Source organism: Micromonospora antibiotica, from assembly GCF_017599305.1.
Classification (GTDB): domain Bacteria; phylum Actinomycetota; class Actinomycetes; order Mycobacteriales; family Micromonosporaceae; genus Micromonospora; species Micromonospora antibiotica.
On the sequence record NZ_JAGFWR010000012.1, the window covers coordinates 117,173 to 143,876 of the forward strand.

The 26,704-nt window shown below is 73.6% G+C and carries 23 protein-coding genes; 11 read left to right on the forward strand and 12 right to left on the reverse strand.

What is annotated here, in order from left to right:
- Positions 1-142: 142 nt before the first annotated feature.
- Positions 143-1,756, reverse strand: a complete 1,614-nt coding sequence (locus JQN83_RS20555) for a hypothetical protein (RefSeq protein WP_208568765.1) — start codon at positions 1,754-1,756, stop codon at positions 143-145.
- Between the two features lie 109 nt (positions 1,757-1,865).
- Positions 1,866-2,480 carry a helix-turn-helix domain-containing protein gene (locus JQN83_RS20560; protein ID WP_307799485.1) on the reverse strand — a complete coding sequence of 205 codons (615 nt, stop codon included), beginning with the start codon at positions 2,478-2,480 and terminating at the stop codon, positions 1,866-1,868.
- 101 nt (positions 2,481-2,581) lie between these two features.
- On the opposite strand from JQN83_RS20560, the gene JQN83_RS20565 reads away from it, so the two are divergent.
- Positions 2,582-3,631 carry an NAD(P)/FAD-dependent oxidoreductase gene (locus tag JQN83_RS20565; RefSeq protein WP_208568766.1) on the forward strand — a complete coding sequence of 350 codons (1,050 nt, stop codon included), beginning with the start codon at positions 2,582-2,584 and terminating at the stop codon, positions 3,629-3,631.
- Positions 3,632-3,737: 106 nt separating this feature from the next.
- The gene (locus JQN83_RS20570) at positions 3,738-4,358 is read left to right on the forward strand and encodes a class I SAM-dependent methyltransferase (protein WP_208568817.1); all 621 of its coding nucleotides are present in this window, start codon (positions 3,738-3,740) and stop codon (positions 4,356-4,358) included.
- A 166-nt stretch (positions 4,359-4,524) separates the two neighbouring features.
- Here JQN83_RS20570 and JQN83_RS20575 read toward each other — a convergent pair whose 3' ends face one another.
- Complete coding sequence (locus JQN83_RS20575) at positions 4,525-7,539, reverse strand: bifunctional [glutamine synthetase] adenylyltransferase/[glutamine synthetase]-adenylyl-L-tyrosine phosphorylase (RefSeq protein ID WP_208568767.1); 3,015 nt, start codon at positions 7,537-7,539, stop codon at positions 4,525-4,527.
- Between the two features lies 1 nt (position 7,540).
- A complete protein-coding gene (locus JQN83_RS20580; RefSeq protein ID WP_208568768.1) occupies positions 7,541-8,305 on the reverse strand; it encodes a type 1 glutamine amidotransferase in 765 nt (254 codons plus the stop codon).
- Positions 8,306-8,444: 139 nt separating this feature from the next.
- On the opposite strand from JQN83_RS20580, the gene JQN83_RS20585 reads away from it, so the two are divergent.
- Both JQN83_RS20585 and JQN83_RS20590 read left to right on the forward strand, forming a co-directional pair.
- Positions 8,445-9,320, forward strand: coding sequence for a S66 peptidase family protein (locus JQN83_RS20585; RefSeq protein WP_244252891.1), 876 nt, complete (start codon positions 8,445-8,447; stop codon positions 9,318-9,320).
- A 223-nt stretch (positions 9,321-9,543) separates the two neighbouring features.
- On the forward strand, positions 9,544-10,020 hold the full coding sequence (locus tag JQN83_RS20590) for a hypothetical protein (protein WP_208568770.1): 477 nt from the start codon (positions 9,544-9,546) through the stop codon (positions 10,018-10,020).
- A gap of 145 nt (positions 10,021-10,165) precedes the next feature.
- On the opposite strand, the gene JQN83_RS20595 is transcribed toward JQN83_RS20590, so the two are convergent.
- The 6 genes from JQN83_RS20595 to glnA form a co-directional block, all read right to left on the reverse strand.
- Positions 10,166-10,540: a VOC family protein gene (locus JQN83_RS20595; RefSeq protein WP_208568771.1), complete on the reverse strand. Its 375-nt coding sequence runs from the start codon at positions 10,538-10,540 to the stop codon at positions 10,166-10,168.
- 218 nt (positions 10,541-10,758) lie between these two features.
- Entirely contained in the window at positions 10,759-11,451 is a 693-nt protein-coding gene (locus tag JQN83_RS20600) for a helix-turn-helix transcriptional regulator (RefSeq protein ID WP_208568772.1), read from the reverse strand.
- A 70-nt stretch (positions 11,452-11,521) separates the two neighbouring features.
- On the reverse strand, positions 11,522-12,775 hold the full coding sequence (locus tag JQN83_RS33210; RefSeq protein WP_307799490.1) for an alpha-amylase family glycosyl hydrolase: 1,254 nt from the start codon (positions 12,773-12,775) through the stop codon (positions 11,522-11,524).
- Complete coding sequence (locus JQN83_RS33215; RefSeq protein WP_244252850.1) at positions 12,673-14,202, reverse strand: carbohydrate binding domain-containing protein; 1,530 nt, start codon at positions 14,200-14,202, stop codon at positions 12,673-12,675. Before JQN83_RS33215 ends, JQN83_RS33210 begins: the two co-directional genes overlap by 103 nt.
- Before the next feature lie 348 nt (positions 14,203-14,550).
- A complete protein-coding gene (locus JQN83_RS20610; protein WP_208568773.1) occupies positions 14,551-14,976 on the reverse strand; it encodes a DUF350 domain-containing protein in 426 nt (141 codons plus the stop codon).
- Between the two features lie 209 nt (positions 14,977-15,185).
- On the reverse strand, positions 15,186-16,535 hold the full coding sequence (gene glnA / locus JQN83_RS20615) for a type I glutamate--ammonia ligase (RefSeq protein ID WP_208568774.1): 1,350 nt from the start codon (positions 16,533-16,535) through the stop codon (positions 15,186-15,188).
- A 245-nt stretch (positions 16,536-16,780) separates the two neighbouring features.
- On the opposite strand from glnA, the gene JQN83_RS20620 reads away from it, so the two are divergent.
- From JQN83_RS20620 to JQN83_RS20630, 3 genes are all read left to right on the forward strand, one after another.
- The gene (locus JQN83_RS20620) at positions 16,781-18,541 is read left to right on the forward strand and encodes an NAD+ synthase (protein WP_208568775.1); all 1,761 of its coding nucleotides are present in this window, start codon (positions 16,781-16,783) and stop codon (positions 18,539-18,541) included.
- A gap of 280 nt (positions 18,542-18,821) precedes the next feature.
- Positions 18,822-19,667 carry a 3-methyl-2-oxobutanoate hydroxymethyltransferase gene (gene panB, locus JQN83_RS20625; protein ID WP_208568776.1) on the forward strand — a complete coding sequence of 282 codons (846 nt, stop codon included), beginning with the start codon at positions 18,822-18,824 and terminating at the stop codon, positions 19,665-19,667.
- Positions 19,668-19,733: 66 nt separating this feature from the next.
- On the forward strand, positions 19,734-20,249 hold the full coding sequence (locus JQN83_RS20630; RefSeq protein WP_208568777.1) for a hypothetical protein: 516 nt from the start codon (positions 19,734-19,736) through the stop codon (positions 20,247-20,249).
- Positions 20,250-20,449: 200 nt separating this feature from the next.
- Here JQN83_RS20630 and npdG read toward each other — a convergent pair whose 3' ends face one another.
- Together npdG and JQN83_RS20640 are read right to left on the reverse strand one after the other, a co-directional pair.
- Complete coding sequence (gene npdG / locus JQN83_RS20635; protein ID WP_208568778.1) at positions 20,450-21,148, reverse strand: NADPH-dependent F420 reductase; 699 nt, start codon at positions 21,146-21,148, stop codon at positions 20,450-20,452.
- A gap of 105 nt (positions 21,149-21,253) precedes the next feature.
- The gene (locus JQN83_RS20640) at positions 21,254-22,684 is read right to left on the reverse strand and encodes an RNB domain-containing ribonuclease (RefSeq protein WP_208568779.1); all 1,431 of its coding nucleotides are present in this window, start codon (positions 22,682-22,684) and stop codon (positions 21,254-21,256) included.
- A gap of 73 nt (positions 22,685-22,757) precedes the next feature.
- Here JQN83_RS20640 and JQN83_RS33220 point away from each other — a divergent pair, with 73 nt between their 5' ends.
- The 4 genes from JQN83_RS33220 (at position 22,758) to JQN83_RS20665 (ending at position 26,438) form a co-directional block, all read left to right on the forward strand.
- Positions 22,758-24,683 (forward strand): hypothetical protein, encoded by a 1,926-nt coding sequence (locus JQN83_RS33220; protein ID WP_244252851.1) that lies wholly within the window; start codon positions 22,758-22,760, stop codon positions 24,681-24,683.
- Between the two features lie 2 nt (positions 24,684-24,685).
- Positions 24,686-25,249 carry a hypothetical protein gene (locus JQN83_RS20655; RefSeq protein WP_244252852.1) on the forward strand — a complete coding sequence of 188 codons (564 nt, stop codon included), beginning with the start codon at positions 24,686-24,688 and terminating at the stop codon, positions 25,247-25,249.
- Between the two features lie 332 nt (positions 25,250-25,581).
- Positions 25,582-25,953 carry a hypothetical protein gene (locus JQN83_RS20660; RefSeq protein WP_067306011.1) on the forward strand — a complete coding sequence of 124 codons (372 nt, stop codon included), beginning with the start codon at positions 25,582-25,584 and terminating at the stop codon, positions 25,951-25,953.
- On the forward strand, positions 25,950-26,438 hold the full coding sequence (locus JQN83_RS20665; protein ID WP_208568781.1) for a roadblock/LC7 domain-containing protein: 489 nt from the start codon (positions 25,950-25,952) through the stop codon (positions 26,436-26,438). Before JQN83_RS20660 ends, JQN83_RS20665 begins: the two co-directional genes overlap by 4 nt.
- The last annotated feature ends 266 nt before the right edge of the window (positions 26,439-26,704 follow it).

A 26,704-nucleotide genomic window follows, 5' to 3' on the forward strand; every position in this document is an offset into this window, starting at 1 on the left:
GGCGTTGGGCTACGGCGGCCGTGGTCGGGAGCGTCCTGGTGTCGGTACCGGGGCCGGTGGGTCCACTCGGCGGGTGGGCGCGGGCCGGCCAGGTCCAGGCCCGCGTGCCAGTGCGGCCAGGTCGCGGCGGTGAGTGGGTCCGTCAGCAGTGACGCGCGGGCAGGAGGTCGCTCGAGATCGAGAATTCACCCGGGCCGTCCACCCTGATCTCGGTCCACCCGTCGGGTCCCGGCCGCAGACAGCCGGCTGCCCCCGACAGCGAGAGCCAGCGCGACCACCGTATGTGCACCTGCACGTTCCCGGTCCGGTCGGTCGTGAACCGGACCCCGCTCTGATCCGCGGAGACCAGCCGTCCGGGAGCGCTCACCATCGGCGCGGGGTCGGCGACGGCGTACAGCCGCCAGTCGGCGTTGCGCCACACCTCGCGCAGGTAGGGCTGGCCGCCCAGCACCAGGTTGGCCTCGTCGCGCGCCCACCGGTCGGGTGGCGCGTCGGGCGCGACGGCGACGTAGCGGACGGCGTTGGCGCGCAGCCATTGCGCGTACGAGTCGGCGGTCAGCCGGCCGGTGTAGAAGATCGCGTTGCGGTCGGCGTCGACCTGCCGTTCCCACCCGCGGGCCAGCGGGACGGTCGGTGGGAGGTACGCCGACTCCCAGTGGTCGCGCAGCGGCACCACCTCGGCCCGGCCCACCGGTTGCCGTCGGGCCAGTTCGTCGACGAGCGGACGGTAGAAGGCGGCACCGCTCTGCACCGAGCCGGCGCGCGTCACGTCGCTGACCATCACCGGGTTCTGCCACCAGACAACGGCGGCGAGCAGACCGGCCAGCCACGGTCCACGCACCGGAGCGAACCCGGCGAGCAGCGGCAGGCCGAAGAGCATCGGCAGCCGTAGGGCGTTGGAGCCGATCGGGCTGGGCAGGTAGAAGGCGGCGACCAGCAACACCACGGTCAGCAGCGCACCGGTGCGCAGCACCCGGTGTTGCCGGCCGAGGACGGCGTACCCCAGCACGGCCAGCGCCACGTTGATCCGCATCGACTCGGCCGAGTACGGCTGGGTGCCGCCGTTGCCGAACAGCACCGCCATCGGCGCGAGGGCGAGCGCGGGGGTGAGGCTGAGGACGAGGCCGTCGGCCACCGGGCCGGTGGCCCGCCAGCCGCCGGGCAGTGCTCTGCCCGGGCCGTCGCCTCGTCGCAGGGCGGCCAGCAGCACTGCGGCGCCGGCCAGTCCGATGAACAGACCGGCGACCGGGCTGGCCCAGGTGGCGAGGGCGGCGAGCAGGGCGGCCACCACCAGCCGCAGTGGCCGGCCGGGTCGTTGCGCCGCCACCGCGCAGAGGGCGAGCAGCCCGAACGCGAGCCCGACGGCGAAGGTGATCCGGCCGCTCGCCAGGTTCCCGACCAGGACCACCGCGCCCAGGACCGCGCCCAGCAGGCAACGGCGGGCACCGGAGCGGACGAACAGCCAGGCCAGTGCCGCCGACGAGACGACCGCTGCCGCCGCGCCGAGCAGCCGTACGCCGACCAGCGCGCCGAGCAGTTGGGTGTAGAGGCTGTAACCGCCCTGGTGGACTCCGCCGTACCAGGCGAAGTCGATGGGGGCCAGGCCGTTGCGGTCGGCGAAGCCCGCGCGGGCGACCTGGGCCGACAGGTCGGTGCCCATCGGCGGGGCGAGCAGGAATGCGACGGCGAGCAGCAGCGACACCGCCAGCGCCGCGAGGACGGGACGCGCGGACTGCTCACGGCGGGTCGTCGGCACCGGGCAGTCCTACCACGGTAGGCGCGGTGACACCCGCCCGGGGTCGTCGCGCGCACCAGCAGCGCACGCCGCCAGTGCGCCGCCGGCGCGCCGGCACCCGGGCTGCCGGTCAGGGGCGGGTGGGGCGGACCGGGGACGGGCGGGCGCGGACGTGCAGGCGCTCACCCTGGGGGCCGAAGAGGCTGAGGATCTCCGCCGGCTCGTCGTGGGGGTTGCCGAACCAGTGCGGGGTGCGGGTGTCGAACTCGGCGACCTCACCGGCGTCGAGGGTGAGGTCGTGGCTGCCGAGCAGCAGCCGGACCCGGCCGGAGAGCACGTAGAGCCACTCGTACCCCTCGTGCGCCTGCTGGGTCGGCTCCCCCGCCGGCACCTGCGGTGGATAGATCATCTTGTACGCCTGGACGCCACCCGGGCGACGGGTCAACGGCACGATGGTGACGCCGTGGCGGACGACGGGCCGGCGGTGGACCCGGGGGTCGCGGGTCTGCGGTGTACCGACCAGGTCGTCCAGCGGCACCCGGTGGAAGCGGGCCAGGGCGAGCAGGAGTTCCAGGGTGGGCCGCCGGCCGCCGGACTCCAGCCGGGACAGCGTGCTGACCGAGATGCCGGTCGCCGCGCCGAGCTGACCCAGCGTCACGCCGCGCTGCTGCCGCAGCGCCCGCAGCCGGGGTCCGACGGCGGTGAGCACCTCGTCCGGGGGGATGTCGCTGTGGTCGTCGGTCACCGCACCAGTTTGCCATTTCGGCAACCAGATTTGGCAGTACGGTGATCCGGGCGCACGATCCGGGGCATCGGCGGGACGGACCCGCCCGTGAGGAGGCAGTCATGACGTACCCGGTGGTGCACGACGTGGTGGTGGTCGGTGGCGGTGCGGCCGGGCTCAGCGGTGCGCTCGCCCTGGGCCGGTTCCGCCGCGACGTGGTGGTGGTCGACGGTGGTGCCCCGCGCAACGCCCCGGCCGGCCGCGTGCACAACTTCCTGACCAACGAGGGTGTCCCACCCGCCGACCTGTACGCGACGGGCCGGTCCGAGGTGGCCCGGTACGGCGTGACCGTCCTCGACGGCACCGTCACCGCCACCCACCCGATCGACCCGGCCCACCCGCACGACGCCACGGCACCGGCGGGCGACGTCGGTCCGGGGCGGTTCACGGTGACCCTGGCCGACGGCAGCACCCTGCACACCCGCCGGTTGCTGGTCACCTCCGGCCTGGTCGACGAGTTGCCCGACGTGTCGGGCCTGGCCGACCGGTGGGGCCGCGACGTGCTGCACTGCCCCTACTGCCACGGGTGGGAGGTACGCGACCAGGCCGTCGGGGTGCTCGCCACCGGCCCGATGGCCGCCCACCAGGCGCTGCTGTTCCGTCAGCTCACCGACGACGTGGTGGTCTTCACGCACACCGCCGGGCCGTTGCCCGCCGACGAGGCGGAGAAGCTGGCCGCCCGGGGCGTCACCGTGGTCGACGGGGAGGTGGCGCAGCTGGAGGTCACCGGCGACCGGCTCACCGGCGTACGGCTGCGGTCCGGCCGGGTGGTCCCCAGGGAGGCGCTGGTGGTGGCCCCCCGGTTCGGCGCGCGGGCCGCTTTCCTCGCCGGGCTCGGATTGCCCACCGAGGAATTCGTCGTCGGTGGGCACGCCTTCGGTGACCGGGTGGCCGCCGACGCCTCCGGCGCGACCAGGGTGCCCGGCGTCTGGGTGGCCGGCAACGTCACCGACCCGCAGGCCACCGTCATCGCCGCCGCCGCGGCGGGACTGAAGGCCGCCGCCGCGCTCAACGCCGACCTGATCGCCGAGGACACCGACCGGGCGGTGGCCACGCACCGGGCCACCGCCGCCCGCACCGGCGACGAGGACGGCGGACAGGCCAGTGAGTGACCACGGGACCGGCAACGAGGACGGCGGGCAGGACCGCAGTGCCCACGGGACCGGCAACGAGGGCGGGCAGGGCGGCGGGACGCACGGAACCGGTGTCGACGCGGCCATGGACGAGCAGACCGCCCGGCACTGGGACGAGATGTACCGGGCCCGGGAGCGGCAGTGGAGCGGCCGACCCAATCCGCACCTGGTCGACGTCGTCGGGGCGCTGCCGCCGGGCAGCGCCCTCGACCTCGGTTGCGGCGAGGGCGGCGACGCGGTGTGGCTGGCCCGGCAGGGCTGGCGGGTGACGGCGGTCGACGTCTCCGCCACCGCGTTGGAGCGGTCGGCCGCCGCCGTGACGGCCGCCGGGGTGGCGTCCCTGGTCGACTTCCAGCGGCACGACCTGGCCCGGACCTTCCCGGCGGGCAGGTTCGACCTGGTCTCGGCGCAGTTCCTCCAGTCGCCGCTGGACTTCCCCCGGGCGCAGGTGCTGCGGGCAGCGGTCCGGGCAGTCGCCCCGGGCGGACGGCTGCTGGTGGTCGAGCACGGCGCGGTGCCCCCGTGGGGTGCCGCCGAACATCGCCACGTACGGTTCCCCACCCCGCAGGAGACTCTGGCCGAGCTCGACCTCGACCCGGACGGATGGCACGTCGAGCGCCTCGACGCGCCGCAGCGGCAGGCCACCGGCCCCAACGGCGAGGCCGGCACCCTGATCGACCATCTGGTGCTGGTCCGCCGCCGGTGACCGGGCCGCCCTGGTGACCGGGCCGCCGTCGTCGCCCGGCTACCCGGCCCGACTGTCCGGCCCGGCACGGCACGGCTACCCGGCCCGACTGTCCGGCCCGGCACGGCTGCCCGGCACGGCTGTCTGGCCCGACTATGCCGACGGCTTCGGTGCCGGCGGCGGTGGCTCAGCTCTCCAGGACCCGCTGCATGGCGGCCCGGGACCGCCGGGCGGTGCGCAGGTAGTCGTCGAGGAACTCCCCCGGGTCGTCCGCGCCGAGCAACCGCGCCACACCGGCGAGCTCCACCCCGTGCCGGGGAAGCTGGTCGCCGGCCCGACCCCGGACCAGCATCAGCGCGTTGCGGACCTGCGCGGCGAGGGTCCACCCGGCGACCATCGCGGCGGCGTCCGCCGGGTCGACCAGCCCCGCCTCCCGGGCCGCCGCGAGGGCATCGAGGGTACGCGTGCCGCGCAGCTGCGGGTACGCCCCGGCGTTGCGCAGCTGGAGCAGCTGCACCGCCCACTCGACGTCGGCCAGGCCACCCCGACCGAGCTTGGTGTGGGTGGCCGGGTCGGCACCCCGGGGCAGCCGTTCGTTCTCCACCCGGGCCTTGATCCGGCGGATCTCGACCACCTGCTCCCGGGTCAACCCGTCGGCCGGGTAGCGGACCGGGTCGACCATCTTCTCGAACTCGGTGCCCAGGTCGGCGTCGCCGCAGACGAACCGGGCCCGCAGCAGCGCCTGCGCCTCCCACACCCGCGACCAGCGGGCGTAGTACTGGGCGTAGGCGGCGAGGCTGCGGACCAGCGGGCCCTGCCGTCCCTCGGGGCGCAGGTCGGCGTCGACGCCGAGCGCCGGGTCGGGGGCGGGGGCGGCGAGCAGCCGGCGCAGTTCCTCGGCGATCGCGTGGGCGGCGGCGCTGGCGGTGCTCTCCGCCGTCCCGGCCGGCGGGTCGTAGACGAAGAGCACGTCGGCGTCGGAGAGGTAGTTCGACTCGTACCCGCCGAGGCGACCGAGGCCGATCACCGCGAACCGTAGGCCGGGCAGTTCCGGCTGGGCGGCCCGGACGGCGCGCAGCGCGGCGGACAGGGTGGCGTCGGTGACGTACGACAGGCCGGTGCCGACCCGGGTGACGTCGGCCAGCGGGCCGGCCGGCACACCACGCTCGGGTCGCGGGGCCAGCCCGCCGGCCCGGCTGAGCACGTCGGCGCAGGCGATCCGGACGAGTTCCCGGCGGCGCAGCGCGCGTACCGCCCGGGTCGCCTCGACCGGGTCGGCGTGCCGGGCCGCCGCGGCGGCGAACCCGTCGCAGAGCACCTCCCGGGGTCGGGGCGTCAACTCGTTCTCCTCGGCCAGCAGCCGCAGCGCCTCCGGTTCCCGGGCCAGCAGGTCGGCCGCGTAGCGGGACGACGACAGCACCCGGGCCAGCCGCCGGGCCACCGGCCCGGAGTCGCGCAGCAGCCGCAGGTACCACGGGGTGCTGCCGAGCTTGTCGGAGACCTGCCGGTAGTTGAGCAGCCCCCGGTCCGGTTCGGGCGCGTCGGCGAACTCGCTGAGCAGCACCGGCAGCAGGGTCCGCTGGATGGCGGCGGTCCGGCTCACCCCGCCGGTGAGGGCTTCGAGGTGGCGCAGCGCCCCGGCCGGGTCGGCGAAACCGAGGATCTCCAGCCGGTGCCGGGCCGCCTCCGGGGTGAGCCGCAGGCCGTCGGCGGGCACCCGGGCCACCGACTCCAGCAGCGGCCGGTAGAGCAGTTTGGCGTGCAGCCGGCGTACCTCGGTGGCGTGCGCGACCCAGTCGGCGCGGAAGCTCTCCACGGCGCTGCGGCCCGGGATGGCGGCGTAGCCGAGCGCGGCGGCCAGCCAGCGCAGCGCGGCCGGCTCGGTCGGCACGGTGTGGGTGCGCCGCAGCGCCTGGAGCTGGAGCCGGTGTTCGACCCCGCGCAGGAAGCGGTACCCGCGCAGCAGCGCCTCACCGTCGGCCCGCCCGACGTAACCGCCGGCCACCAGCGCACGCAGCGCCGGCACGGTGCCCGGCACCCGCAGCGACTCGTCGCCCCGGCCGTGCACCAGTTGCAGCAGTTGGACGGCGAACTCGATGTCCCGCAGCCCGCCCGGACCCCGCTTGATCTCGCGGTCCAGCTCCTTCGGCGGGATGTTGTCGATGATCCGGCGGCGCATGGCGCGTACGTCGGAGACCGCCTCGGGACGCTCGGAGGCCCGCCAGACCAGCGGGGCGAGGGCGTCGACCCACTCGCCGGCCAACGCCAGGTCACCGGCGGCCGGACGGGCCTTGAGCAGCGCCTGGAACTCCCAGGTGCGGGCCCACCGCTGGTAGTAGGCGAGGTGGCTGGCCAGGGTACGCACCAGCGGCCCCCGGTTGCCCTCGGGGCGCAGCGCGGCGTCCACCGGCCAGGCGACCAGCCCGCAGATGTGGATCAGCCGGGCGGCGACGGTCGTCGCGGCGGGCAGGTCCTCGTCGGTCGCGGCCACGAAGATCACGTCGACGTCGGAGACGTAGTTCAGCTCGTCGCCACCGCACTTGCCCATCGCCACCACGGCCAGCCGGGGCCGGGGCGTGCCCGCCGGCAGCTCACCCACCGCGATCTCGTACGCCGCCGAGAGGGTCGCGTCGGCCAGCGCGGACAGCGCCGACATCACCTGTTCCAGGCCCCGCCCACCGGTCAGGTCGGCCGCCGCGATCCGCAGCAACGCCAGCCGGTAAGCCTGCCGCAGCACCGCCACCGGCGCGGTGGCGACGGTCAACCGGCCGGCGAGCGCCAGGTCGAGTCGACCGTCGGCGGTGGGGGCCAACCCGTCCGGGGCGGTGCCGAGCACCGCCCACTGCCCCGGGTTGGCGACCAGGTGGTCACCCAGTGCGGAGGACGCCCCGAGGACGGCGACCAGCCGACGCCGCAGACCCGGATCGGCGGCGAGCCCGGCCAGCAGGGCCGACCCGGTGGCGTCGGCGGCGGTGCGGCGTTCGGTCTCCACCATCCGGTGCAGTTGACGCAGCGCCAGATCCGGGTCGGCGGCCCGGGAGAGCGCGGCCAGCAGGTCGGCCGCCGCGCGGTCGGTGGGCTCCTGCTCGTCGGCCTGCCACAGCCCGAGCCCGTCCGCGCCGAGCAGGTCGGCGGCGCGGACCCCGCCGTCGCCCTCGGCGAAGCCGTAGCGGGCCAGCCGTCCCCTGGTCGATCTGCTCATCTCAGTGCCCGAGCAGGGGCAGGCTGCGGCGGGTGTCGTCGTCCAGCTCGCCGAGGGCGAGGGCGGCGAAGCGGACCGCGAACGGCTGCCACACCTCCTCGACGTCGGCCATCACCCGGTCGCAGGCGGCCACCACCAGGTCCTCGTCGTAACCCAGTTCGGCGAGCAGTTCGGAGCCGCGCGCCCATTCGGCGATCATCGCGGTGTCGCACTCGATGTGGAACTGCAGGCCCCAGGCCCGGTCACCGAGCCGGAACGCCTGGTGCGGGTAGCGGGTCGAGGCGGCCAGCAGGGTGGCGGCCCGGGGCAGCTCGGTGATCTCGTCGGTGTGCCACTGGAGCACGTCCGGGATCAGCGGCACGTACCGGAACAGCAGGTCACTCTCGGCGGCGTCGCGCCGGCCGACCACGCCCGGGCCCACCTCGGGGCCGGACGGGCTGCGCTCGACCAGGCCGGCGTGCGCGGTGGCGAGCAGTTGCGCGCCGAGGCAGACGCCGAGGGTCGGCACCCGGTGCCGCACGGCCTTACGCAGCAACCCTTCGAGCTTCGGGAACCAGGGTGCGCCGGGGGTGCCGTCGGGGGCCGGGTAGGCGTGCTGGTCACCGCCGAGCACCACCAGCGCCACGTGGCCGGCGAGGTCGTCGGGGAGTTCGTCGCCGGCGTACGGGCGCAGCACCCGCAGCTCAAGGCCCCCCTCCACCAGCCACTCCCCCAGCCGTCGGGGGTCGTCGGTCGGGTCGTTCTCGATCACCAGTGCGGTTCCCACGCCGTCGAGGCTATCGGGTTCGTCGACGGACACCCGGAACGCCTCGGACCGCGCGGCGGGGCGACTATGCTCGGCCGCTGTGATCGCCGACGACCCGTCCGTCCTGCGCCCGCCCGTGCTGCACGAGGGCGACACGGTGATGCTGGTCTCGCCGTCCGGGCCGACCCGTCCGGAGCGGGTGGCCCGGGGTGTCGAGTTACTGACCGGCTGGGGGCTGCGCCCGGTGGTGGCACCGAACGCGTACGCCCGACGGGGTTACCTCGCCGGTGACGACGCGCTGCGCGCCGCGGACCTGAACGCCGCCTTCGCCGACCCGCAGGTGCGCGGGGTGATCTGCACCCGGGGCGGGTACGGCGCGCAGCGGGTGGTCGACCTGATCGACATGGCCGCCGTGCGGCGGGACCCGAAGGTGGTGGCCGGGTTCTCCGACATCACCGCCCTGCAGTTCGCGCTCTGGCGGGGGGCCCGGCTGACCGGCGTGCACGGCCCTGGGGCGGCCTGGGTCGACGAGCGGACCCCGCTGCGCTCGGCGGAGTCGCTGCACGCCGCGCTGATGACCACCGCGCCGGTGACCGTGGCGGCGGTGCCCACGGAGGAGACCTACCCGGTGCGGGTCCCCGGTCGGGCGGTGGGTCGGCTGCTCGGCGGGAACCTCTGCCTGATCACCGCCACCCTCGGCACCCCGGACATGCCGGACCTGACCGGGGCGGTGCTGCTCGTCGAGGAGGTGCAGGAGCCGCCGTACAAGGTCGACCGGATGCTCACCCACCTGCGCCGCGCGGGCGTGCTGGACGGTCTGGCCGGGGTGGCGGTGGGCCAGTTCACCGACTGCGCCGACGGCTGGGACACCACCGTCGTGGACGTGCTCACCGACCGGCTGGGCGACCTCGGCGTGCCGGTCCTCGGCGGCCTGCCGATCGGCCACGGCCCCGGCCAACTCACCGTCCCGGTGGGCACCCCAGCCACCCTCGACACCGAAACCGGCACCCTAACCACCACCCCCGCCGTCCAGTAACCCCACCCCACCCCACCCCGCCCCGCCCCCGCCCGGCCCGGTCCCGCTCCGGTGATCAAGAGGTTCGCGTCACCGGAAAGCGAGTTCCTGACCGAAACCTCTTGATCACCGGGCCGTGGGGCGGGATTTTCAGCTCAGGGACAGGGTCGGGAGGGGGGATTCCCAGGTTCGGTGGTCACTGTCGGTGACGTCAACGCATCACCACCGACGTACTGGAGGACCGATGTCCCGCATGATGTCGAAGAAGCGCCTGCTGGTCGGTTTCGCCGCCGCTGGTGTGCTCGGGGTGGGGATCGCCGCTCCCACGGTCGCCTTCGCCGAGAACGGGGCCACCCCGACGCCGAGCGCCAGCAGCGAGGCCGGTCAGGGCACCGACCGGCAGCAGCAGCGCGCCGACCGGCAGAACGAGTTCGCCGAGGCGCTCGCCAAGGAGCTGGGCGTGGACACCGACAAGGTGACCGCCGCCCTGGAAAAGGTGCGCGAGCAGCACAAGGACCGCGCCAAGGGTGACCGGCCGGAGCGTCCGTCGGCCGAGGACCGGCAGGAGAAGCTGGCCGAGCGGCTGGCCCAGGCGGTCAAGGACGGCAAGCTCACCCAGGAGCAGGCCGACGCGATCACCAAGGCCGTCGAGGCCGGGGTCTTCCCGGGTGCGGGTGGCCCCGGTCACCACCGCGGTCCGGCGGGTACGCCCGGCGAGTGACCCACCTCCGGCCCGCCCGACCCGGCGGGCCGAAGATCGACCCGCCAGGGCCGACGTTGCGGTGTCCGACGCACCGGGACACCGCAACGTCGGCCCTGGCGTCAGGCGCCGCCACCCGAGGAACCGCAACATCGACCCGCTGGCGTCAGGCGCTGCCACCCGAGGAGAAGAGACCGAGGTGGGTGCCCACCGGGTCGCGCACCAGGGCGAGGGTCAGGCCGCTCGGCGTGGTCCGGGGCGGGGTCAGCACCGTGCCGCCCGCCGCCTCGGCCCGACCGCAGGTCTGCGCCACGTCGGCCACCTCGGCGTAGAGGATCGCGTAGCCGGGCGCGTCCTCGGCGAGAGCCCGGATACCGCCGCCGATGCCGGTCGGCTCCCCCGCCGTGGTCGTCCGGTAGGAACCGCCCTCGGCCGTGCCCTCCTCGGTGAAGGTCCAGCCGAACAACTCCGCATAGAAGCTCTGCGCCTCGTCCGGCCGGTCGGTGCCGATCTCGAACCAGGTGACGGGTGTGCTGGTCACGCGTTGCCTCCTGTCCCCCGCCGACCGGGCGGCCGGCGGGCTCGGCAGTCAGCCTCCCGGGTGTCCGCGACACCGTCCTGTCGGTGTTTACCGCCCGGTGCACACGGCCAGCACGCCGATCCGTCCGGACAGCCCGCGCCGACCGGCCTGGACGGCCCGCACGCCGACCCGTCCGGACAGCCCGCGCCGACCGGACTGCGCGGCCGGCCCACACCGAGTCAGACCAGGGTCAGCCGGCGCACCCGGTCGGCCGGGACGTCCAGGTCGGCCGGCGAGAACTCCCGGGTCACCCGCTGCGGCAACGCCTCGACCCCGACGATCCGGTCGGTACGGAAGCAGCGCAGCCCGTCGCGGAGCCGGCACCAGGCGAGCAGGTACCAGTGCCGGTCGTTGCCCAGGTAACCCAGCGGCTCGACCTCACGCGACGAGGGCACCCCGCAGCGGTCGGCGTACCGCAGGCGGAGCACCCGGCGGGCGGAGACCGCGTCGGCGACGACGGCCGGGACGGACGTGCCCGGCCCGGTGCCGACCAGCAGCACCCGGCCGGCGAGCAGGCGTGCGGCATCGGCGTCGGCGGCCGGCAGCACCGCGAGCAGCTTGCGCAGCGCGGTGCTGCCGGCCACGGCGAACGGGGTGCCGGCGAGCCGGTGCAGGGCCACCGCCATCGCCACCGCCTCGGTGGCGGTCAGGTTGACCGGCGGCAGGGTGTGCGACCGGTCGACCACGTAACCGCCGGTGCGGCCGGGCTCGGCCCAGATCGGTACGCCGGAGCCCTGGAGGGCGACGATGTCCCGTTCGACGGTGCGGGTGCTCACCTCGAACCGGGCGGCCAGCCAGCGGGCGCTGCGCGGCCGGGGCGACACCGCCCGCAGCTCCTCCACCAGGGCATAGAGACGATCCGTCCGGTTCATCCCCGCACGCTACGACGGGGGTACGACGCACCGCCCCGTCCACCCCGGCGGGGCGGACGGGGGCGGGCGGTCACCTCAGGTAGGGACCGTCGGTGCCGATCCTGCCGTGCGCCGGGTTGCCGGGCAGGTCCAGCACGTACACCCGCAGGTTGCCCCGGCCGCTGACCGCAGCGGTGAGGGTGCCGTTCGTGACGGTCCGGACGTCCCCGGTCACCGCGTCCCGGTACGTCCCGTTCGGCACCCCGGTGAAGGTGGCCGTGCCGGAGACGGTGACCAGGGCGAAGCTGTCCACCCCACCGCTGGTGAACCGGCGCTTGTAGGCCATCTGGTTGCCGCTGACCCCCTCGGTCGAGTACTGGCCCTTCTGCAGGGCCGGGATGGCCCGCCGGATGCGGTTGAGCCGCTGCACGTGCTTGACCAGTGGCGCGGCCAGCGTGGTCGCCACCGCCCCGCTGGCGCTGCCGACCACCCCGAAGTCGGTGGCGGTGACGCTGCCGGCGAGGTGGTCGCCGTAGTACGCCCGCCCGGTGGTCGCCAACGGGCAGGTCGGCCCGCAGTCGATCTTCGCGCCCTTCTGGAACTCGATCTCGGAGCCGTAGTAGAGCGTCGGGATGCCGCGGAAGGTCCACATCAGGCTCATGTTCTCGGCCCAGGCGTCGGTGCCCCCGGCGTAGCGGGTGTTCGACTTGTTCGGCCCGTAGTCGTGGCTGTCGACGTAGACGACGTTGTAGGTGGCGTCGTTGTAACTGTCGTCGGAGTCGCGGCCGTTGCCGAAGGCGTTGCCGGCGTCGCCGAAGTTCATGTGCATCCGCATGTCGATGACGTTCATGCCGGAGAACTTCGAGTGGTCCGGCGCGTGGTAGGTGTTGCCCCGCAGGAACGCGTTGTCGCTGGTCGGCTGCCCGCCGGTGCCGATCAGCTGCTCGTAGTCGTACTGCTCGATGGCGGCCTTCACGTCGTCCGGGCTGTACTCCCTGCGCTCCTTCCAGGTGAAGAACTGCGCGGAGTGGTTGACCGAGCCCCGGTTCCACTTGTCGTTGACGAACGCGGCCACCTCACCGAAGACGTAGAAGTCCCGGCCCTTTTCGCCGTGCCGGGCGAGGGCGTGTTGCTGGATCGCCGGCAGGAAGCGCCGGTTCCAGGTGACCCGGGGGATGTGCACGGCGGTGTCGATCCGGAAGCCGTCCACCCCCATGTCGATGTACCTGTTGTACGCGTCGATCAGGTACTGCTGGACGGTGGCGTTCTCGGTGTTGAAGTCGGCCAGGTCCTCGTGCAGCCAGCAGCTCCGGGCGTCCTCGCCCTCCAGTTGCCGATCCAGCACTGGTGGTAGAGGTCGGCGGGGAAGAGCTTGCCGGTCGGCACCGGCCACTGGCAGTGGTAGACGGTGTAGCCCTCCTGGCTGTACGCGCCGTTGGGGGTGCCCCAGTTGAGGCAGCGGTTGGCGGTGGGGGCGGTGCCCGACCAGACGTCGCCGTTGCAGGGGCGGCCCTTGGCCTTGGCGTTCTGCGCGGCGGTCAGGGTCGGGTCGTTGCCGTCGTGTTCGACCATCGGGTCGTACTCGCGGCCGGCCTGCGGTTGGTCGTAGTACCACTTCCACTGCTCGTCGCGGACGCCGTAGACGGTGGGGACGAAGAGCCCCTTGGCGCCCCAGCGGGAGCTGTGGTTGTAGACCACGTCCTGGAAGATCTTCATGCCCTTGGCGTGGGCCGCGTTGATCAGCTGCTGGTAGCTGGCCCCGGGGCTCTCCAACCGGGGGTCCACCCGGTGGAAGTCCCAGCCGTGGTAGCCGTGGAAGTCGTAGTCGGAGCGGTTGAGCACCACCGGGGTGATCCAGATGGCCGAGAAGCCCAGCCCCTTGATGTAGTCCAGCTTGTCGACCAGGCCCTTGAAGTCCCCCCGGAACATCGGGTCGTCGTTCGCCGCGTTGCCGGACCTGACGTGCTGGCTGCCGCCCCGGTTGTTGGTGGCGTCGCCGTCGGCGAAGCGGGCGGTCATCACGAAGTAGATGCTGTCCTCGCGCGGGTCACCGCCGAGCGGCGAACCGCCCACCGGCGGGGTGGTCCCGGTGGTCGCGGTGGCGGGCGCACTCGCCGCCGACCGGTTGCCGGCCGCGTCGAGGGCCCGCACCGTCCAGGTGTACGCGGTGCCCGCGGCGAGGTCGTACGCCACGTACCGGGTCGTCGTGGTGGTGACGGTGGTGGCCCCACCGGTGCCGCCGGTACGGGTCAGTTCGTACCCGGTGACCGCCCGGTCGTCGGTGGCGGCCGTCCAGGACAGCGTGACGGACAACCCGGCGGCGGTGGCGGTGAGCCCGGCGGGGGTGGCCGGGGGTGTGGTGTCCGGGGTGACCGGCTGGCACGGGTCGGCGGCGTCCGGGGTGACCAACCCGCCGCGTACGGTGCTGCGCCCGGCGCGCAGGGTGTAGTCGGCCCCGTTGTTGTTGTCCCAGGTGCCGGCGTTGTTGTTGAACGCGGCGGTGAGTCCGGTGGCGGTGCCGAGGTCGACGGTCCGGCGTCGCCAGCCGGCGCAGGCGGCCTCCATGGCGACGCCGGGCACGGCGGTCCAGCTGCCGCCGTCGACGCCGTAGTGGATGTTGACCGAGGTGCCCCAGGCCGCCGGGGGTTGGTAGTAGACGGTGACGGTGTTGGCCGCTGCCGCCGCGGTGAGCGGCAACAGGCTCGCGGCCACGCCGACGACGAGCGCGAGTGCGCCGGCCCGTCGGCGGTGGATGGTGGTGGTCCGCCTCATGATGGCTCTCCTGACACCCGCACCCGAGCGACGGGTGCAAGCTATGAAGGCATTGCAAGAAGTTGCGAACGCGGTTGCCAGGAAGTTAGCAGCTTCGATGCGCCGAAACCAGAGGTTCATCCCGATGAAGGGTGGAGGAAATTTCGCGGCCAGCCCGCAATGACTTTCACCGACGGAAAATTCTTCCCGTCCTGCCGACCGGTGGAGGCGGGGCACGTCACCGGGCATCCGGTGGGCCGGCGGGACCGGGCGCAGACGACGCCAGGCCCGTGGTCTGGACCGTCCCGGCAGGGACAGCTCAGACCACGGGCCTGGCTCAGGTGGTACGGGCCGCGCGGGCGGCCGGGGTCAGGCGATGCAGGCGCAGACGATCAGGGCCGCACCGAAGTGGGTGGCGGCGCTGACCCGGGCCGCCGGGTGCGGCTGGTCCGAGCAGATGACCTCACCGAGCTTGCCCGGGGTGAGCAGGTCCAGCACGCCGAAGGCGAGCGCCATGACAACCAACCCGATCAGCCCGAAGAGCACCGTCGAGGCGAGCCCCTTGGCGAAGTCGTCGTAGCTGGTCACGATCGCGGTGAAGACGATGCCGGCCACACCCAGCTGATTGGCGGCCAGCAGCAGCCCGGCGTTGCCGTTGCGCTGCACCCAGATCAGCTCGCGCAGCTTGCCCGGGGTGAGCACGTCGACCAGCACGAAGCCGGCCGCCATCAGCGCCACCCCGACGATCCCGAACACGACGCTCTGCCATGCTCCGGTGAGCAGATCATCCAGCACCGACGGCCTCCCGACCTCCTGCGCCCGGCGCGGGTGCCGGCACGGTGATCGAGACGATAGCGGCACCGCGCCACCCCCGACACCCCCCGGACCGTCGAACGCACGGACCGTCGGCCGACCCGGCACCGCCGAACGCCCTGAGCCCCGGCGGACCCGTTGACGTCGGGGCCCCGGGGCCGCACGGGCCCCGGGTCCCCGACGTCAACGGGTCACAGCGACAGGTAGCGCTGCCGCTCGTACGGGGTGACCTCGCGGCGGTACTGCTCCCACTCGGCCCGCTTGTTGCGCAGGAAGAAGTCGAAGACGTGCTCCCCGAGCACCTCGGCGACCAGCTCGGAGCCGGCCATCACGTCGATCGCCTCGGACAGGTTCTCCGGCAGTGCCTCGTAGCCCATCGCGCGGCGCTCGGCGCTGGTCAGCGACCAGACGTCGTCCTCCGCGCCGGGTGGCAGCTCGTAGCCCTCCTCGATGCCCTTCAGGCCGGCGCCGAGCATCACCGCGAACGCCAGGTAGGGGTTGGTCGCCGAGTCCAGCGAACGGACCTCCACCCGGGCCGAGTTCGGCTTGCCGTACGCGGGCACGCGGACCAGCGCGGACCGGTTCAGGTGCCCCCAGCAGACGTACGCCGGGCTCTCGGTGATCCGGTCCGGCAACGCCTGCGGGAACAGCCGCTTGTACGAGTTGACCCACTGGTTGGTGACGGCGGTGTACTCCCGGGCGTGCATCAGCAGGCCGGCGATGAACGACTTCGCCACCTTCGACAGTTTCATCGGGTCACCGGAGTCGTGGAACGCGTTGCGCTCCCCCTCGAACAGCGACAGGTGGGTGTGCATGCCGCTGCCCGGCTGGTCGGTGAACGGCTTCGGCATGAAGCTGGCCTGTACGCCGGTGGACAGCGCCACCTCCTTGACCACGTGCCGGAAGGTCATGATGTTGTCGGCGGTGGTCAGCGCGTCGGCGTAGCGCAGGTCGATCTCCTGCTGGCCGGGGGCGACCTCGTGGTGGCTGAACTCCACCGAGATGCCGATCCGCTCCAGCGCGAGCACGGCCTGGCGGCGGAAGTCCCGCGCGACGGCGTGCGTGGTGTGCTCGAAGTAGCCGCCGGTGTCCACGGCGGTGGGCACCGAGCCGTCCTGCGGGCCGTTCTCCAGCAGGAAGAACTCGATCTCCGGGTGGGTGTAGAAGGTGAAGCCCTTCTCGGCCGCCTTGGACAGCATCCGGCGCAGCACGTGCCGCGGGTCGGCCCAGGACGGGCCGCCGTCGGGCAGCAGGATGTCGCAGAACATCCGGGCGCTCTCACCGCTGACCCCGCCCTCGAACGGGAACACCTGGAAGGTCGTCGGGTCCGGCATGGCGACCATGTCGGACTCGAAGACCCGGGCGAAGCCCTCGATGGCCGAGCCGTCGAACCCGATGCCCTCCTCGAAGGCTGCCTCCAGCTCCGCCGGGGCGACTGAGACGCTCTTGAGCGTGCCCAGCACGTCGGTGAACCACAGCCGGACGAACCGGATGTCCCGCTCTTCCAGCGTACGGAGGACGAACTCCTGCTGACGGTCCACTTCCCCAACCCCTCGCGACGTACGTCCGGCACCGGTCGGCCGGTCCGTCCTGACCGCCCAGTCTTCACCGGCCTGGTTAAGCAGACGTTACGCGACCTGCCGCCGCTCGTCCTGCGGTGTCCCGACGGCCGGATCGACGGGCGGCCCCGCCACCAGCGGCGGGCCGGCCGGGCGCGGCGAAAGGGTGGCCGTCGTCTCGTCGCAGCCGCCGGGTCGACCGCCTGCGGCTGGGGCAAGATGAGGTCATGCCCACCCTGCGTCTGGCCCTGTGCCAGGTCAACCCGACCGTCGGCGACACCGTCGGCAACGCCGAGCTGATCCGCGCCTGGACCCGTCGGGCCGCCGACGCCGGCGCCCAGCTCGTCGCCTTCCCGGAGATGACACTCACCGGCTACCCCGTCGAGGATCTGGTCTTCCGCCGTTCCTTCGTCGCCGCCTCACAGGCCGCGGTGCGGCAGCTCGCCGCCGACCTGGCCGCCGACGGCCTCGGCGACCTGCCGGTCGTGGTCGGCTACCTGGACGCCGACGGCCCACCCCAGGTCAGCGGGGACGCCCAGCCGGGCCGGGGGGCCCGCAACGCCGCCGCGCTGCTGCACCGGGGTGAGGTGGTCGCGACCTACTTCAAGCACCACCTGCCCAACTACGGCGTCTTCGACGAGGACCGCTACTTCGTGCCCGGCGACACCCTGACCGTGGTCCGGGTGGGCGGGGTGGACGTGGCGTTGACCATCTGCGAGGACCTGTGGCAGGCCGGGGGCCCGTTCGCGGTGGCCCGGCAGGCCGGCGTCGGCCTGGTGGTCAACATCAACGGCTCGCCGTACGAGTTGAACAAGGACGACGTCCGGCTGCCGCTGGTGCGTCGCCGGGCCGCCGAGGCCGGGGCCCCGATCGCGTACGTCAACATGGTCGGCGGCCAGGACGAGCTGGTCTTCGAGGGCGACTCGATGGTCGTCACCCCCGACGGCAAGCTGCTCACCCGCGCGCCGCAGTTCGTCGAGCACCTGCTCGTGCACGACGTGGAGCTGGCCGGGGCGGGCCCGCACGCCGCCGACACCGAGGATCTCGCCGACGGGATGCGGGTGCTGCGTCGTACCGTCGAGGTGGTGCCGGCGGCCCCGACCGGGCCGGCGGCCGACGGCGGCCTGATGGCGCCGGTGGCCGACGAGGCCGAGGTGTGGCAGGCGCTGGTGCTGGGCCTGCGCGACTACGTCAACAAGAACCGCTTCCCCTCGGTGGTGCTGGGCCTGTCCGGCGGGATCGACTCGGCGGTGGTGGCCGCGCTGGCCGTCGACGCGCTCGGCCCACGGCGGGTGGTCGGCGTGTCACTGCCCAGCCAGCACTCCTCGGAGCACTCCCGGACCGACGCGGAGGACCTGGCCAAGCGCACCGGCCTGGACTACCGGGTCGAGCCGATCCAGCCGATGGTGGACACCTTCCTGGCGAACATCTCGCTGTCCGGGGTGGCGGTGGAGAACCTCCAGGCCCGGGTGCGCGGGGTGATCCTGATGGCACTGTCGAACCAGGAGGGCCACCTGGTCCTCACCACCGGCAACAAGAGTGAGCTGGCGGTCGGCTACTCGACCCTCTACGGCGACTCGGTCGGCGGGTTCAACCCGGTCAAGGACGTCTGGAAGACGCTGGTCTGGCGGCTGGCGAAGTGGCGCAACGCCGACGCGGCCCGCCGGGGCGAGACCCCGCCGATCCCGGAGAACTCCATCGGCAAGCCCCCGTCGGCCGAGCTGAGCCCCGGCCAGCTCGACAGCGACAGCCTGCCCGACTACGACGTGCTGGACCCGATCCTGATCGGTTACGTCGACGGTGACCTGGGCCGGGCCGGCCTGGTCGAGTCCGGCCACGACCCGGCGGTGGTCGACCGGGTGCTGCGGCTGGTGGACACCGCCGAGTACAAGCGTCGGCAGTCCGCCCCGGGTACGAAGATCTCAATGAAGGCGTTCGGCCGCGACCGTCGGCTGCCGGTCACCAACCGCTGGCGCGAGGACGGCTGAGCATCCGAGCCGGCCGACCTGCGGTCGGCTGGGCATCCGGGACCGACCGATCGACCTGGTCGGCTGGGCGTCCGGGACCGATCGACCCGGTCGGCTGGGCAGCACAGCCCGGCCGACCCGGGTCGGTCGGGCACCCCGACGCCGGCCGGCCACGGTCGGTCGGCGTCGCCCCGGCGGAGTGAAATCCTGCACTGTTCCCTGCCGTCGACCGGTCGCGTGGTGCGACGATCGCGACGGAACCCGGGGACCGCGACAGCGGCCTCGAGGAAAGGAGACAGTCATGGTGGAGTCCACCCCGACCGAGGTGACCGCCCTGTACGGCGGGCCGGCCACCCGACGGGTCCGCACCCGCGACCTGATCGCCGCCAAGGAGCGTGGCGACCGGTGGGCGATGCTCACCTCGTACGACCAGTACACCGCCGGGATCTTCGACCAGGCGGGGATTCCGGCGCTGCTGGTCGGCGACTCGGCGGCGAACAACGTGTTCGGTTACGAGACCACCCTGCCGGTGACCGTCGACGAGTTGTTGCCGCTGGTCCGGGCTGTGGTCCGGGCGACCCGGCACACCCTGGTCGTCGGTGACCTGCCGTTCGGCTCGTACGAGGAGGGGCCGACGCAGGCGTTGCGCACGGCGGTGCGGTTCATGAAGGAGGGTGGCTGCCACGCGGTGAAGCTGGAGGGCGGCCGGCGCTGCGCCGACCAGATCGCGGCGATCACCGGGGCGGGCATCCCGGTGATGGCGCACATCGGCTTCACCCCGCAGAGCGAACACACCCTGGGCGGCTACCGGGTGCAGGGGCGCGGCGACACCGCCGACGAGGTGCTCGCCGACGCGCGGGCGGTGGCCGGGGCGGGGGCGTTCGCGGTGGTGCTGGAGATGGTGCCGGGTGAGGTCGCCAAGCGGGTCACCGCCGAACTGGCGATCCCCACCGTCGGCATCGGCGCCGGCCCCGACACCGACGCCCAGGTGCTGGTCTGGCAGGACATGGCGGGGCTGCGCACCGGGAAGGCCCCCCGGTTCGTCAAGCGTTACGCCGACCTGGCCGGGGTGCTGACCGAGGCGACCCGCCGGTTCGCCGACGAGGTACGCGGCGGCGACTTCCCCGCCACCGAACACACCTTCTGAGGTCGCGCCGGAGCCTGGTGGGGCGCTGTCCCCACAGCCCCACCGGGCTCCGCTAGGGTTCCGCTCGTGAATCATGCTCGCTTCTCGACTGTCGCCCTGACCTGTCTCTCCGTGCTGGCACTCGCGGCGTGCAGCGAGGCGAAGCCGTCGACGACGGCCGCGCCGTCGTCCTCCGCCACCGGCGCGGCCGCGCCGGCCGCCTCCCCCTCCGTCACGACCGCGCCGACCACCGACGCCCCGACCGCGGCCGCCGACCCGGCAGCCGACAAGAAGCTCTGCACGGCGGCCAAGAAGATCGCCGAGACGACGAAGGTCGACGTCGTGAAGGCCGCGATGGCGGGTGGTGACCCGAACCCGGCCATCAAGAAGGCCTACAACGAGCTGGCGTCGGGCCTGGCGAAGGCCACGGCCGGCACCCCCGGCAGCGAGGCGGCCACCGCGTTGGCGGCGTTCGGCGTCGCCGCCGGCAGGGTGGCCACCGCCCCGGACATGGACGCCGCCGCCGACGGCCCCGAGTTCCAGAAGACCAGCGCCATGGCGAACGCCGCCTGCAAGAAGGCCGGCGTCGACATCAACTTCTGACGGTGACGAGAGGGAGCGGGTCACCCGGGCGGTCCGACCCACCGTCCGACCACCCGCACCGGGGGCCGGCCGGGGTTCCGGAGGTCACCCGTGACCGCGACGGCAGCCCACGTCGGCACAGCCGGGTGGCCCGCTCCCGCATCCGCACGGTCAGCAACCGAGTCGGGGCAGCCGGGTGATCTGCTCCCACCTTCCCACCGTCAGAGGTCGGTGACCCGGATGCCGGCGTGCGCCTTGTACCGCTTGTTGATGGCGATCAGGTTGGCGGTGAACGCCTCGATCTGGTGGGCGTTGCGCAGACGGCCGGCGTAGATGCCGCGCATCCCGGGGATCCGGGCGGCCAACGCGCCGACGATGTCGACCAGTTCCCGCTCCTCGGTGCAGATCAGCACGTCGAGGTCGATCCGGTCGATCTCCGGGTCGGCCAGCAACGGCGCGCTGACATGGTTGAATGCCGCGCAGACCCGGGAGTCGGGCAGCAGGGCCGCCGCCTGCTGCACCGCGCTGCCCTCGGCGACCGGCAGCGCGTACGGGCCCTGCCTGTCGAAGCCGAGCGGGTTGACGCAGTCCACGACGATCTTGCCGGCCAGTGGCCCGGCCAGCGCACCGACGGTGGCCGCGTGCCCGTCCCACGGCACCGCGATCACCACCACGTCGCTGCGGCGGGCCACCTCGTCGTTGTCCGCGCCGGTCACGTCGACCCCGGCGGGCAGCCGGGGCAGCACGGCGATCTCCGCCGCCGCCTCGGCCGCCCGGTCGGCGGAGCGGGACCCGATCAGCACCTGCTGGCCGGCGCGGGCGAACCGGTAGGCCAGCCCCCGCCCCTGGTCGCCGGTGCCACCGATGATGCCGACGGTCAGCCCGGACACGTCGGGAAGGGTGCTCGCGTCGTATGCCATGGCGTCATCCTCGCAAACCGCCCGCACGGTCAGCGGCACAAGGCGCTGTGACGCTGCCCGCCCCGCCGGGGCGGTCGGGCAGGGCGGGACCCGCCGGGGCCGGGTTCAGGCCCGCGCGAAGAGGACCTTGCGGCCGACCGGGTCGGCGGTGACCAGACGTACGGTGACCCGCTCCCCCAGTGGCAGCTCACCGGTGCAGCGGGCCCGTACCGGCGGATCGTCCAACGCCACCGTCCCGCCGGGCACCCGACCGGGCTTCGACTGACTGTTCGGCGGTGGGTCCACGTCCAGCACCGCCGCCGAGAACGTCTCCCCCACCCGGTGCTCCAGCAGCACCGCCTCGGCCAACTCGATCGCACCCCGGGTGGCGGTGCCCGCCGTCCGGTCGGTCGAGGCCATCACCTCCGGCAGCCGGGGCAGCGCCGTACGGGCCCACTCCGGCACCTCACGGCCCTCGTGCAGGGCCAGGCAGACCTCCGTGGCGTACCGGTCGGCCAGTCGACGCAGCGGGGCGGTGACATGGGCGTACGCGGCGGCCACCCCGCCGTGCTCCGGCTGCTCGGGCAGTTCGCCGTCGAACGCCGTGTACGCCGCACCGCGCATCAGCTCCGCCGCCTGGTCGACGAAGGCGGCGGCCCGGGGCTGCGAGGCGTCCAACCCGGCCAGCACCTCGCCCACCCGTACCCCGTCCGGCCAGTGCACGCCCAGCGGGGCCGCCGCCGCGCGCAGCCGGGCCACCGCCTCCGGTTTCGGTGCCGGCATGGTACGCAGCAACCCGATCCGGCCGGCGAGCATGATGTCCGCCGCCGCCATCCCGGTGAGCAGGGAGATCTGGGCGTTGTGGTCCTCCATCGGGCCGGGGCCGCGCAGCACCAGCCGCCACCCGTCCCCGTCGGGCTCGACGTCCTGCTCGGGCAGGGGCAGGTTGATCGCGCCCCGGCGCAGGCCACGGGCGGTGAGCAGGGCACCGATCTCGGGCAGCAGGGCGATCGGATCGGGCAGCCGACCGGCGTCGGCAGCCACCTGGACGCCCGAATAGTCCAGTTTAGCGCGGCTGCGGACCAGGGCGCGTTCCAGCGCGACGGCGACTATGGCCCCGTCGGCGTCGAGGTCGATGGTCCACAGCACCGCTGCCCGGTCGGCGTCGGGCAGCAGGCTGGCCGCCCCCTCGCTGAGGGTGTGCGGGTGCAACGGCACGTTGCCGTCGGGCAGGTAGACGGTCTGCCCGCGCCGCCAGGTCTCCTCCTCCAGCGCCCCGCCCGGGCGTACGTGGGTGGCGACGTCGGCGATCGCGTACCGCACCCGGTAGCCGCCGGGTCGGGCGCTGAGGTGCATCGCCTGGTCCAGGTCGCGGGAGGCGGCCGGGTCGACCGTGACGAACGGGATGTCGGTACGGTCGGCCGCGGCGGGCGGCGGGGCGTCGGCCGCCCCGTCCGCCTCGCGCTGCGCAGCGGGCGGGAAGCTGTCGGGCAGTCCCAGCTCGCGGCGCAGCGCGCCGAAGTCGATGCGGGGCGCGAGCACACGTCGGATGACCACGGGTCAATCCTGGCAGCGTGCCGGGCGATCCGCTCTCCGGCAGGCGGGCGAGGCGTCCCCGTACGGTCAGCCGGTGGTCTTCCGGGCTCGGGAGCGGGCGCCGGCCGGGGCGGTCGGCCGCGCCGCCGCCGTACGCCCGGGGGCCTTGCGGGCGGTGACCTTCTTGGCGGGCGTCTTCGTGGCGGTCGCCTTCTTCGCCGCCGTCGCGCGGGTGGCCGTCGCGCCCGCCTTGCGGGCCGGGGCCTTCTTCGCGGTGGACTTCGACGCGGGTGCCGTCTTGGCGGTCGACTTGCGGGCCGGCGCCTTCCTGGCCGCGGCGGCCTTCTTCGCGGGCGTGGTCTTCGTCGCCGCAGCGGTCTTCGTCGCCACCGTGGTCTTTCTCGCCGCCGTGGTCCTCTTCGCCGCCGTCGCCGGCGTCGCCTTCCTGGCGGCCGTGCTCTTCGCGGGCGCGGCCTTCTTCGCGGCTGTCTTCTTCGCGGGCATGGCCTTCGCAGCCGTCGTCTTCGCGGCCGTGGTCCGCTTGGCGGTCGTCTTCTTCGCGGGCGCGGTCTTCGCGGCCGTGGTCCGCTTGGCGGTCGCCTTCTTCGCGGGCGCGGTCTTCCGGGCCATGGTCCGGGCGGTCGCGGTGGTCTTCTTCGCCGCTGCCGCGGTCGTCCGTTTCGCCGCGGTGGTCTTCTTCGCCGCCGTGGTCCGGGCGGCGGCCGTGGTCTTCTTCGCCGCCCCGGCGGTCTTCCGGGCGGCGGCGGTGGTCGTGTCGGCGGCTTTCCTCGCCGGAGCCTTCTTCGCCGGGGCCGTCCTCGCGGTCGACTTAGCCGCGGCACTGCGGGAGGCCGGGGCCTTCTTCGCGGTCGACTTCGACGCGGGAGCCTTGCTGGCGGCGCTGCGGGTGGCCGGGGTCTTCTTCGCCGGGCCGGTCGCCGTCGTCCTGGCGGTGCCGGTGGACGGGGTCCGACCCGCGCCGGCACCCGCCGCGTTCGCCGTCGCCCGGCCGGCCGACGCCCTGCGGGCCGCGGTCATGGTGGTGGTGGAGCGGCGGGCCGCAGTGCTCCGGGTCGCGCCTGCGGTCCGCTCCGCCGCGGCGGTCTTCGTCGCGGCCGGGCGGGTGGTGGCCTTTGTTGCTTCGGCCATCTCGGTTCCCTCCTTGGGGACATGCTCCCGCGTGCCTCCTCACGGAGGCACGGAGTCCTCGACGCGGGCCGTCCCGCGCCGTTCAGTTGCCCTCCCCGGCCCAGCGGGCGTCTTCGGCTTCCCACGCCTCGTTGCGCTCCTGCACCTTCTGCAGGGCGTTCTCCGCGTCGGCAGCCGAGGGATACGGTCCGAGAACGTGCTTGGCAGGGCACACGTCGGCATCGGTCTCGACCCGGTGGTGTCGGGTGCACCAGTAGTAGTGCCCACCACTTCCGCTGTCGTTCATGAGATCACTGTGCACCGGGCGCAGCCCGACCGCCACCGGATCGCCGCAATTGGTCGCGACCACATCCACAGTAGACGTGCTCGGCGACGCCGGAGGCGAAACCACGAAATTGGTCCTGACCTGCGCGGAGGCCGTCGCATGCGGCCTGGCGGCACCCACGTCGGGCCGTGTTCGGCAGCGGCCGGGGCGGGCCCACCGACGGCGACGCCACCCCGCGTGATCGGCGGTGGGCGGGACCGGCCGAGCCGAAAAGCCGGTGGTACGACTTCGACGACCCCCGGCAGAATCGAACAGCGTGATCATGATGGGGACGTGTCCGCACTGCGCGTCGGCGACGGTGTCGATACGGGGGCGACGCCCTGGTGCGCGGACTGCGAGTGGAACCTGGACACCTACGACCCGGGGCGTCGGACACCCGAGTTCGGCTGGGGACGGGGCGACCGACGGACCCACCGGATCGCCGCCCGGCTGAACCGTCGGCAGTACGCCGACCTCGTCGGCCGCCCGTTGGAGTCGGCCGGACCGGACTGGCGCACTTCGTCAACGGCGACGTACGCCGGCTGCTGGTCACCCAGCCCGCGCTGACGATGCTCGGCGATGCCGCCGACCTGTTCCGGCCGTCCCCCGGCCGCCGCGCCGACGGGTTGCTGGAGATGGTCGGCGAGGCGGCGGGCCGGGCGATCTCGTGGGTGCTGTCCCGGCTGCTCTTCGGCATCCACCTGCTGCTGGTCTGGACGGCGTTGCGGGACAGCCAGCGGGCCGAGTACCTGGCCGACGAGTTGGCCGCCCGGGTGGCGGGCACCGACGGTGTACGCGACCTGCTCGACGTCCTGCTCAGCGGGGATTCGGTGGCCCGGGTGGTGCGGCAGGCGGCCCGGACCGGCGGCGGGCCGGCGGTGTGGCGGTCGGGGGTGGCGTCGGCCCGGACGGCGGCGGTCGCGCGCATGCCGCTGGTCCGCCAACTGTCGGTCCGCGACGCGGCGTCGCTGTTCGCCTCGCACCCGCCGGCTGGGCTGCGCCACCGGATGCCCACCGCCCGCACCCCGCAGGAGCCGACGGTGACGCTGGACGACAGCCGGATGGAGCGTCTCGACGCGGAGTTGAGCCGGCGCTTCGACCGGACGGCCCGGACCGTCGCCTGGACCGGCTGAGCCGTCGTCCGGGTGTCCACGGTCGGGACAGCCGCCGGGCCGTGGCGCGCGGTGGCCGACGGTTCGGGGACTTCCGGCCCTACCATCCGGACCTGGTACCTGGTATCAGCTCACCCCCGAGACGGACCATCCCTCACCCGGTCCCCTCGACGGGACCGCCGGCCGGCCCGGGTCGGCCGGACAGCCCCGATGCGGCAGCCCCGAGTGCGGCCGGACCGGGTTGTGTGCGAGCCTCGTCAGACCTCTTGCGGCGCTGCCACCGCCCGTCAACCGGGCGGGACGAGGACGACGATGTCAACGGCGCCGCCCTGTCGAACCGGGAGAACACCACCGTGGCTAGCCTGGACGTCGCCCTGAAGAATGCGATGAGTATCGATGGAGCGATCGGCGTGGCGCTCGTCGACTACAGCAGCGGGATGACCCTCGGCGTGGCCGGCGGCACCGGCGAGATCGATCTGACCGTCGCCGCCGCCGGCAACACCGACGTCGTCCGCGCCAAGATGCGCACCCTGGAGATGCTCAAGATCGAGGACGAGATCGAGGACATCCTCATCACGCTCGGCAGCCAGTACCACCTGATCCGGCCGTTGACCGGCCGCACCGGCAAGGGCCTGTTCCTCTATCTGATGGTGAGCAAGAGCCGGGCCAACCTGGCCATGGCCCGACACCAGCTGCGCACGATCGAGGAGAGCCTGGAACTGTGAGCGCCGACAAGACCGAGACCGTCCTGCCCCGCCGCTCCGCGCGCGCCGGCAAACTACCGGCCGCCCGGCCGCTCCCCCCGTCGCTGGCCGGGGACCGCTCGTTGCCGTACCCGGCGATCAGTCGCGAGCTGGCGGAGCTGCGGCACCAGATCCCGGGGGTGCACGGCTGCGTGCTGGGCGGCGTCGACGGCCTGCTCATCACGCACAACCTGCAGACCGAGGTGGACCCCAACGACCTGGCCGCGCTCGCCGCGACCACCTTCGGCCTCGGCCGGCAGGTCGGCATGCGGCTCGACCAGGGAGACTTCCAACAGTCCACGGTACGCAACCAGAACGGCTACCTGAGCGTCTACGCCGTCAGCGAGCAGGCCCTGCTCGCCGTGGTCGGCACGGACGCGGTCAACGTGGCCCGGCTGCACCTGCACGCCCCGGGAGTGGCCGTCCGCCTCGCGGCGCTGCTGACCCGCGTACCGACGGACGCCTGAACCGGGACGGCGGGGGTCGCGGCGGAGCACGCCGCACCCCCGGCGGCCGGCCCCGAGCCCGACCGGCAGGCCCGGCCCACCCGGGCGCAGACATTCTTTACCGGGCGAATCCCGGCCACTGTCCACACTCCACCTCACCACCCGACCAGATATCCCGGATCTGGCTTTTCCGAAATAGCCAACACTGCCGGGAAATAATTATCGCCGATGGGCCGGGACGCGCAAATCAGCAACGATAATTGACCGCGAAAGTAACTACGTCGACA

Bases quoted from the DNA above. Each gene is read 5' to 3' on its own strand.
- JQN83_RS20565 (WP_208568766.1), top strand. From the start codon at position 2,582: ATGACGTACCCGGTGGTGCACGACGTGGTGGTGGTCGGTGGCGGTGCG.
- JQN83_RS20570 (WP_208568817.1), top strand. From the start codon at position 3,738: ATGGACGAGCAGACCGCCCGGCACTGGGACGAGATGTACCGGGCCCGG.
- JQN83_RS20575 (WP_208568767.1), bottom strand. From the start codon at position 7,539: ATGAGCAGATCGACCAGGGGACGGCTGGCCCGCTACGGCTTCGCCGAG.
- JQN83_RS20585 (WP_244252891.1), top strand. From the start codon at position 8,445: ATGCTGGTCTCGCCGTCCGGGCCGACCCGTCCGGAGCGGGTGGCCCGG.
- JQN83_RS20590 (WP_208568770.1), top strand. From the start codon at position 9,544: ATGTCCCGCATGATGTCGAAGAAGCGCCTGCTGGTCGGTTTCGCCGCC.
- JQN83_RS20600 (WP_208568772.1), bottom strand. From the start codon at position 11,451: ATGAACCGGACGGATCGTCTCTATGCCCTGGTGGAGGAGCTGCGGGCG.
- JQN83_RS33215 (WP_244252850.1), bottom strand. From the start codon at position 14,202: ATGAGGCGGACCACCACCATCCACCGCCGACGGGCCGGCGCACTCGCG.
- JQN83_RS20620 (WP_208568775.1), top strand. From the start codon at position 16,781: ATGCCCACCCTGCGTCTGGCCCTGTGCCAGGTCAACCCGACCGTCGGC.
- panB (WP_208568776.1), top strand. From the start codon at position 18,822: ATGGTGGAGTCCACCCCGACCGAGGTGACCGCCCTGTACGGCGGGCCG.
- npdG (WP_208568778.1), bottom strand. From the start codon at position 21,148: ATGGCATACGACGCGAGCACCCTTCCCGACGTGTCCGGGCTGACCGTC.
- JQN83_RS20655 (WP_244252852.1), top strand. From the start codon at position 24,686: ATGCTCGGCGATGCCGCCGACCTGTTCCGGCCGTCCCCCGGCCGCCGC.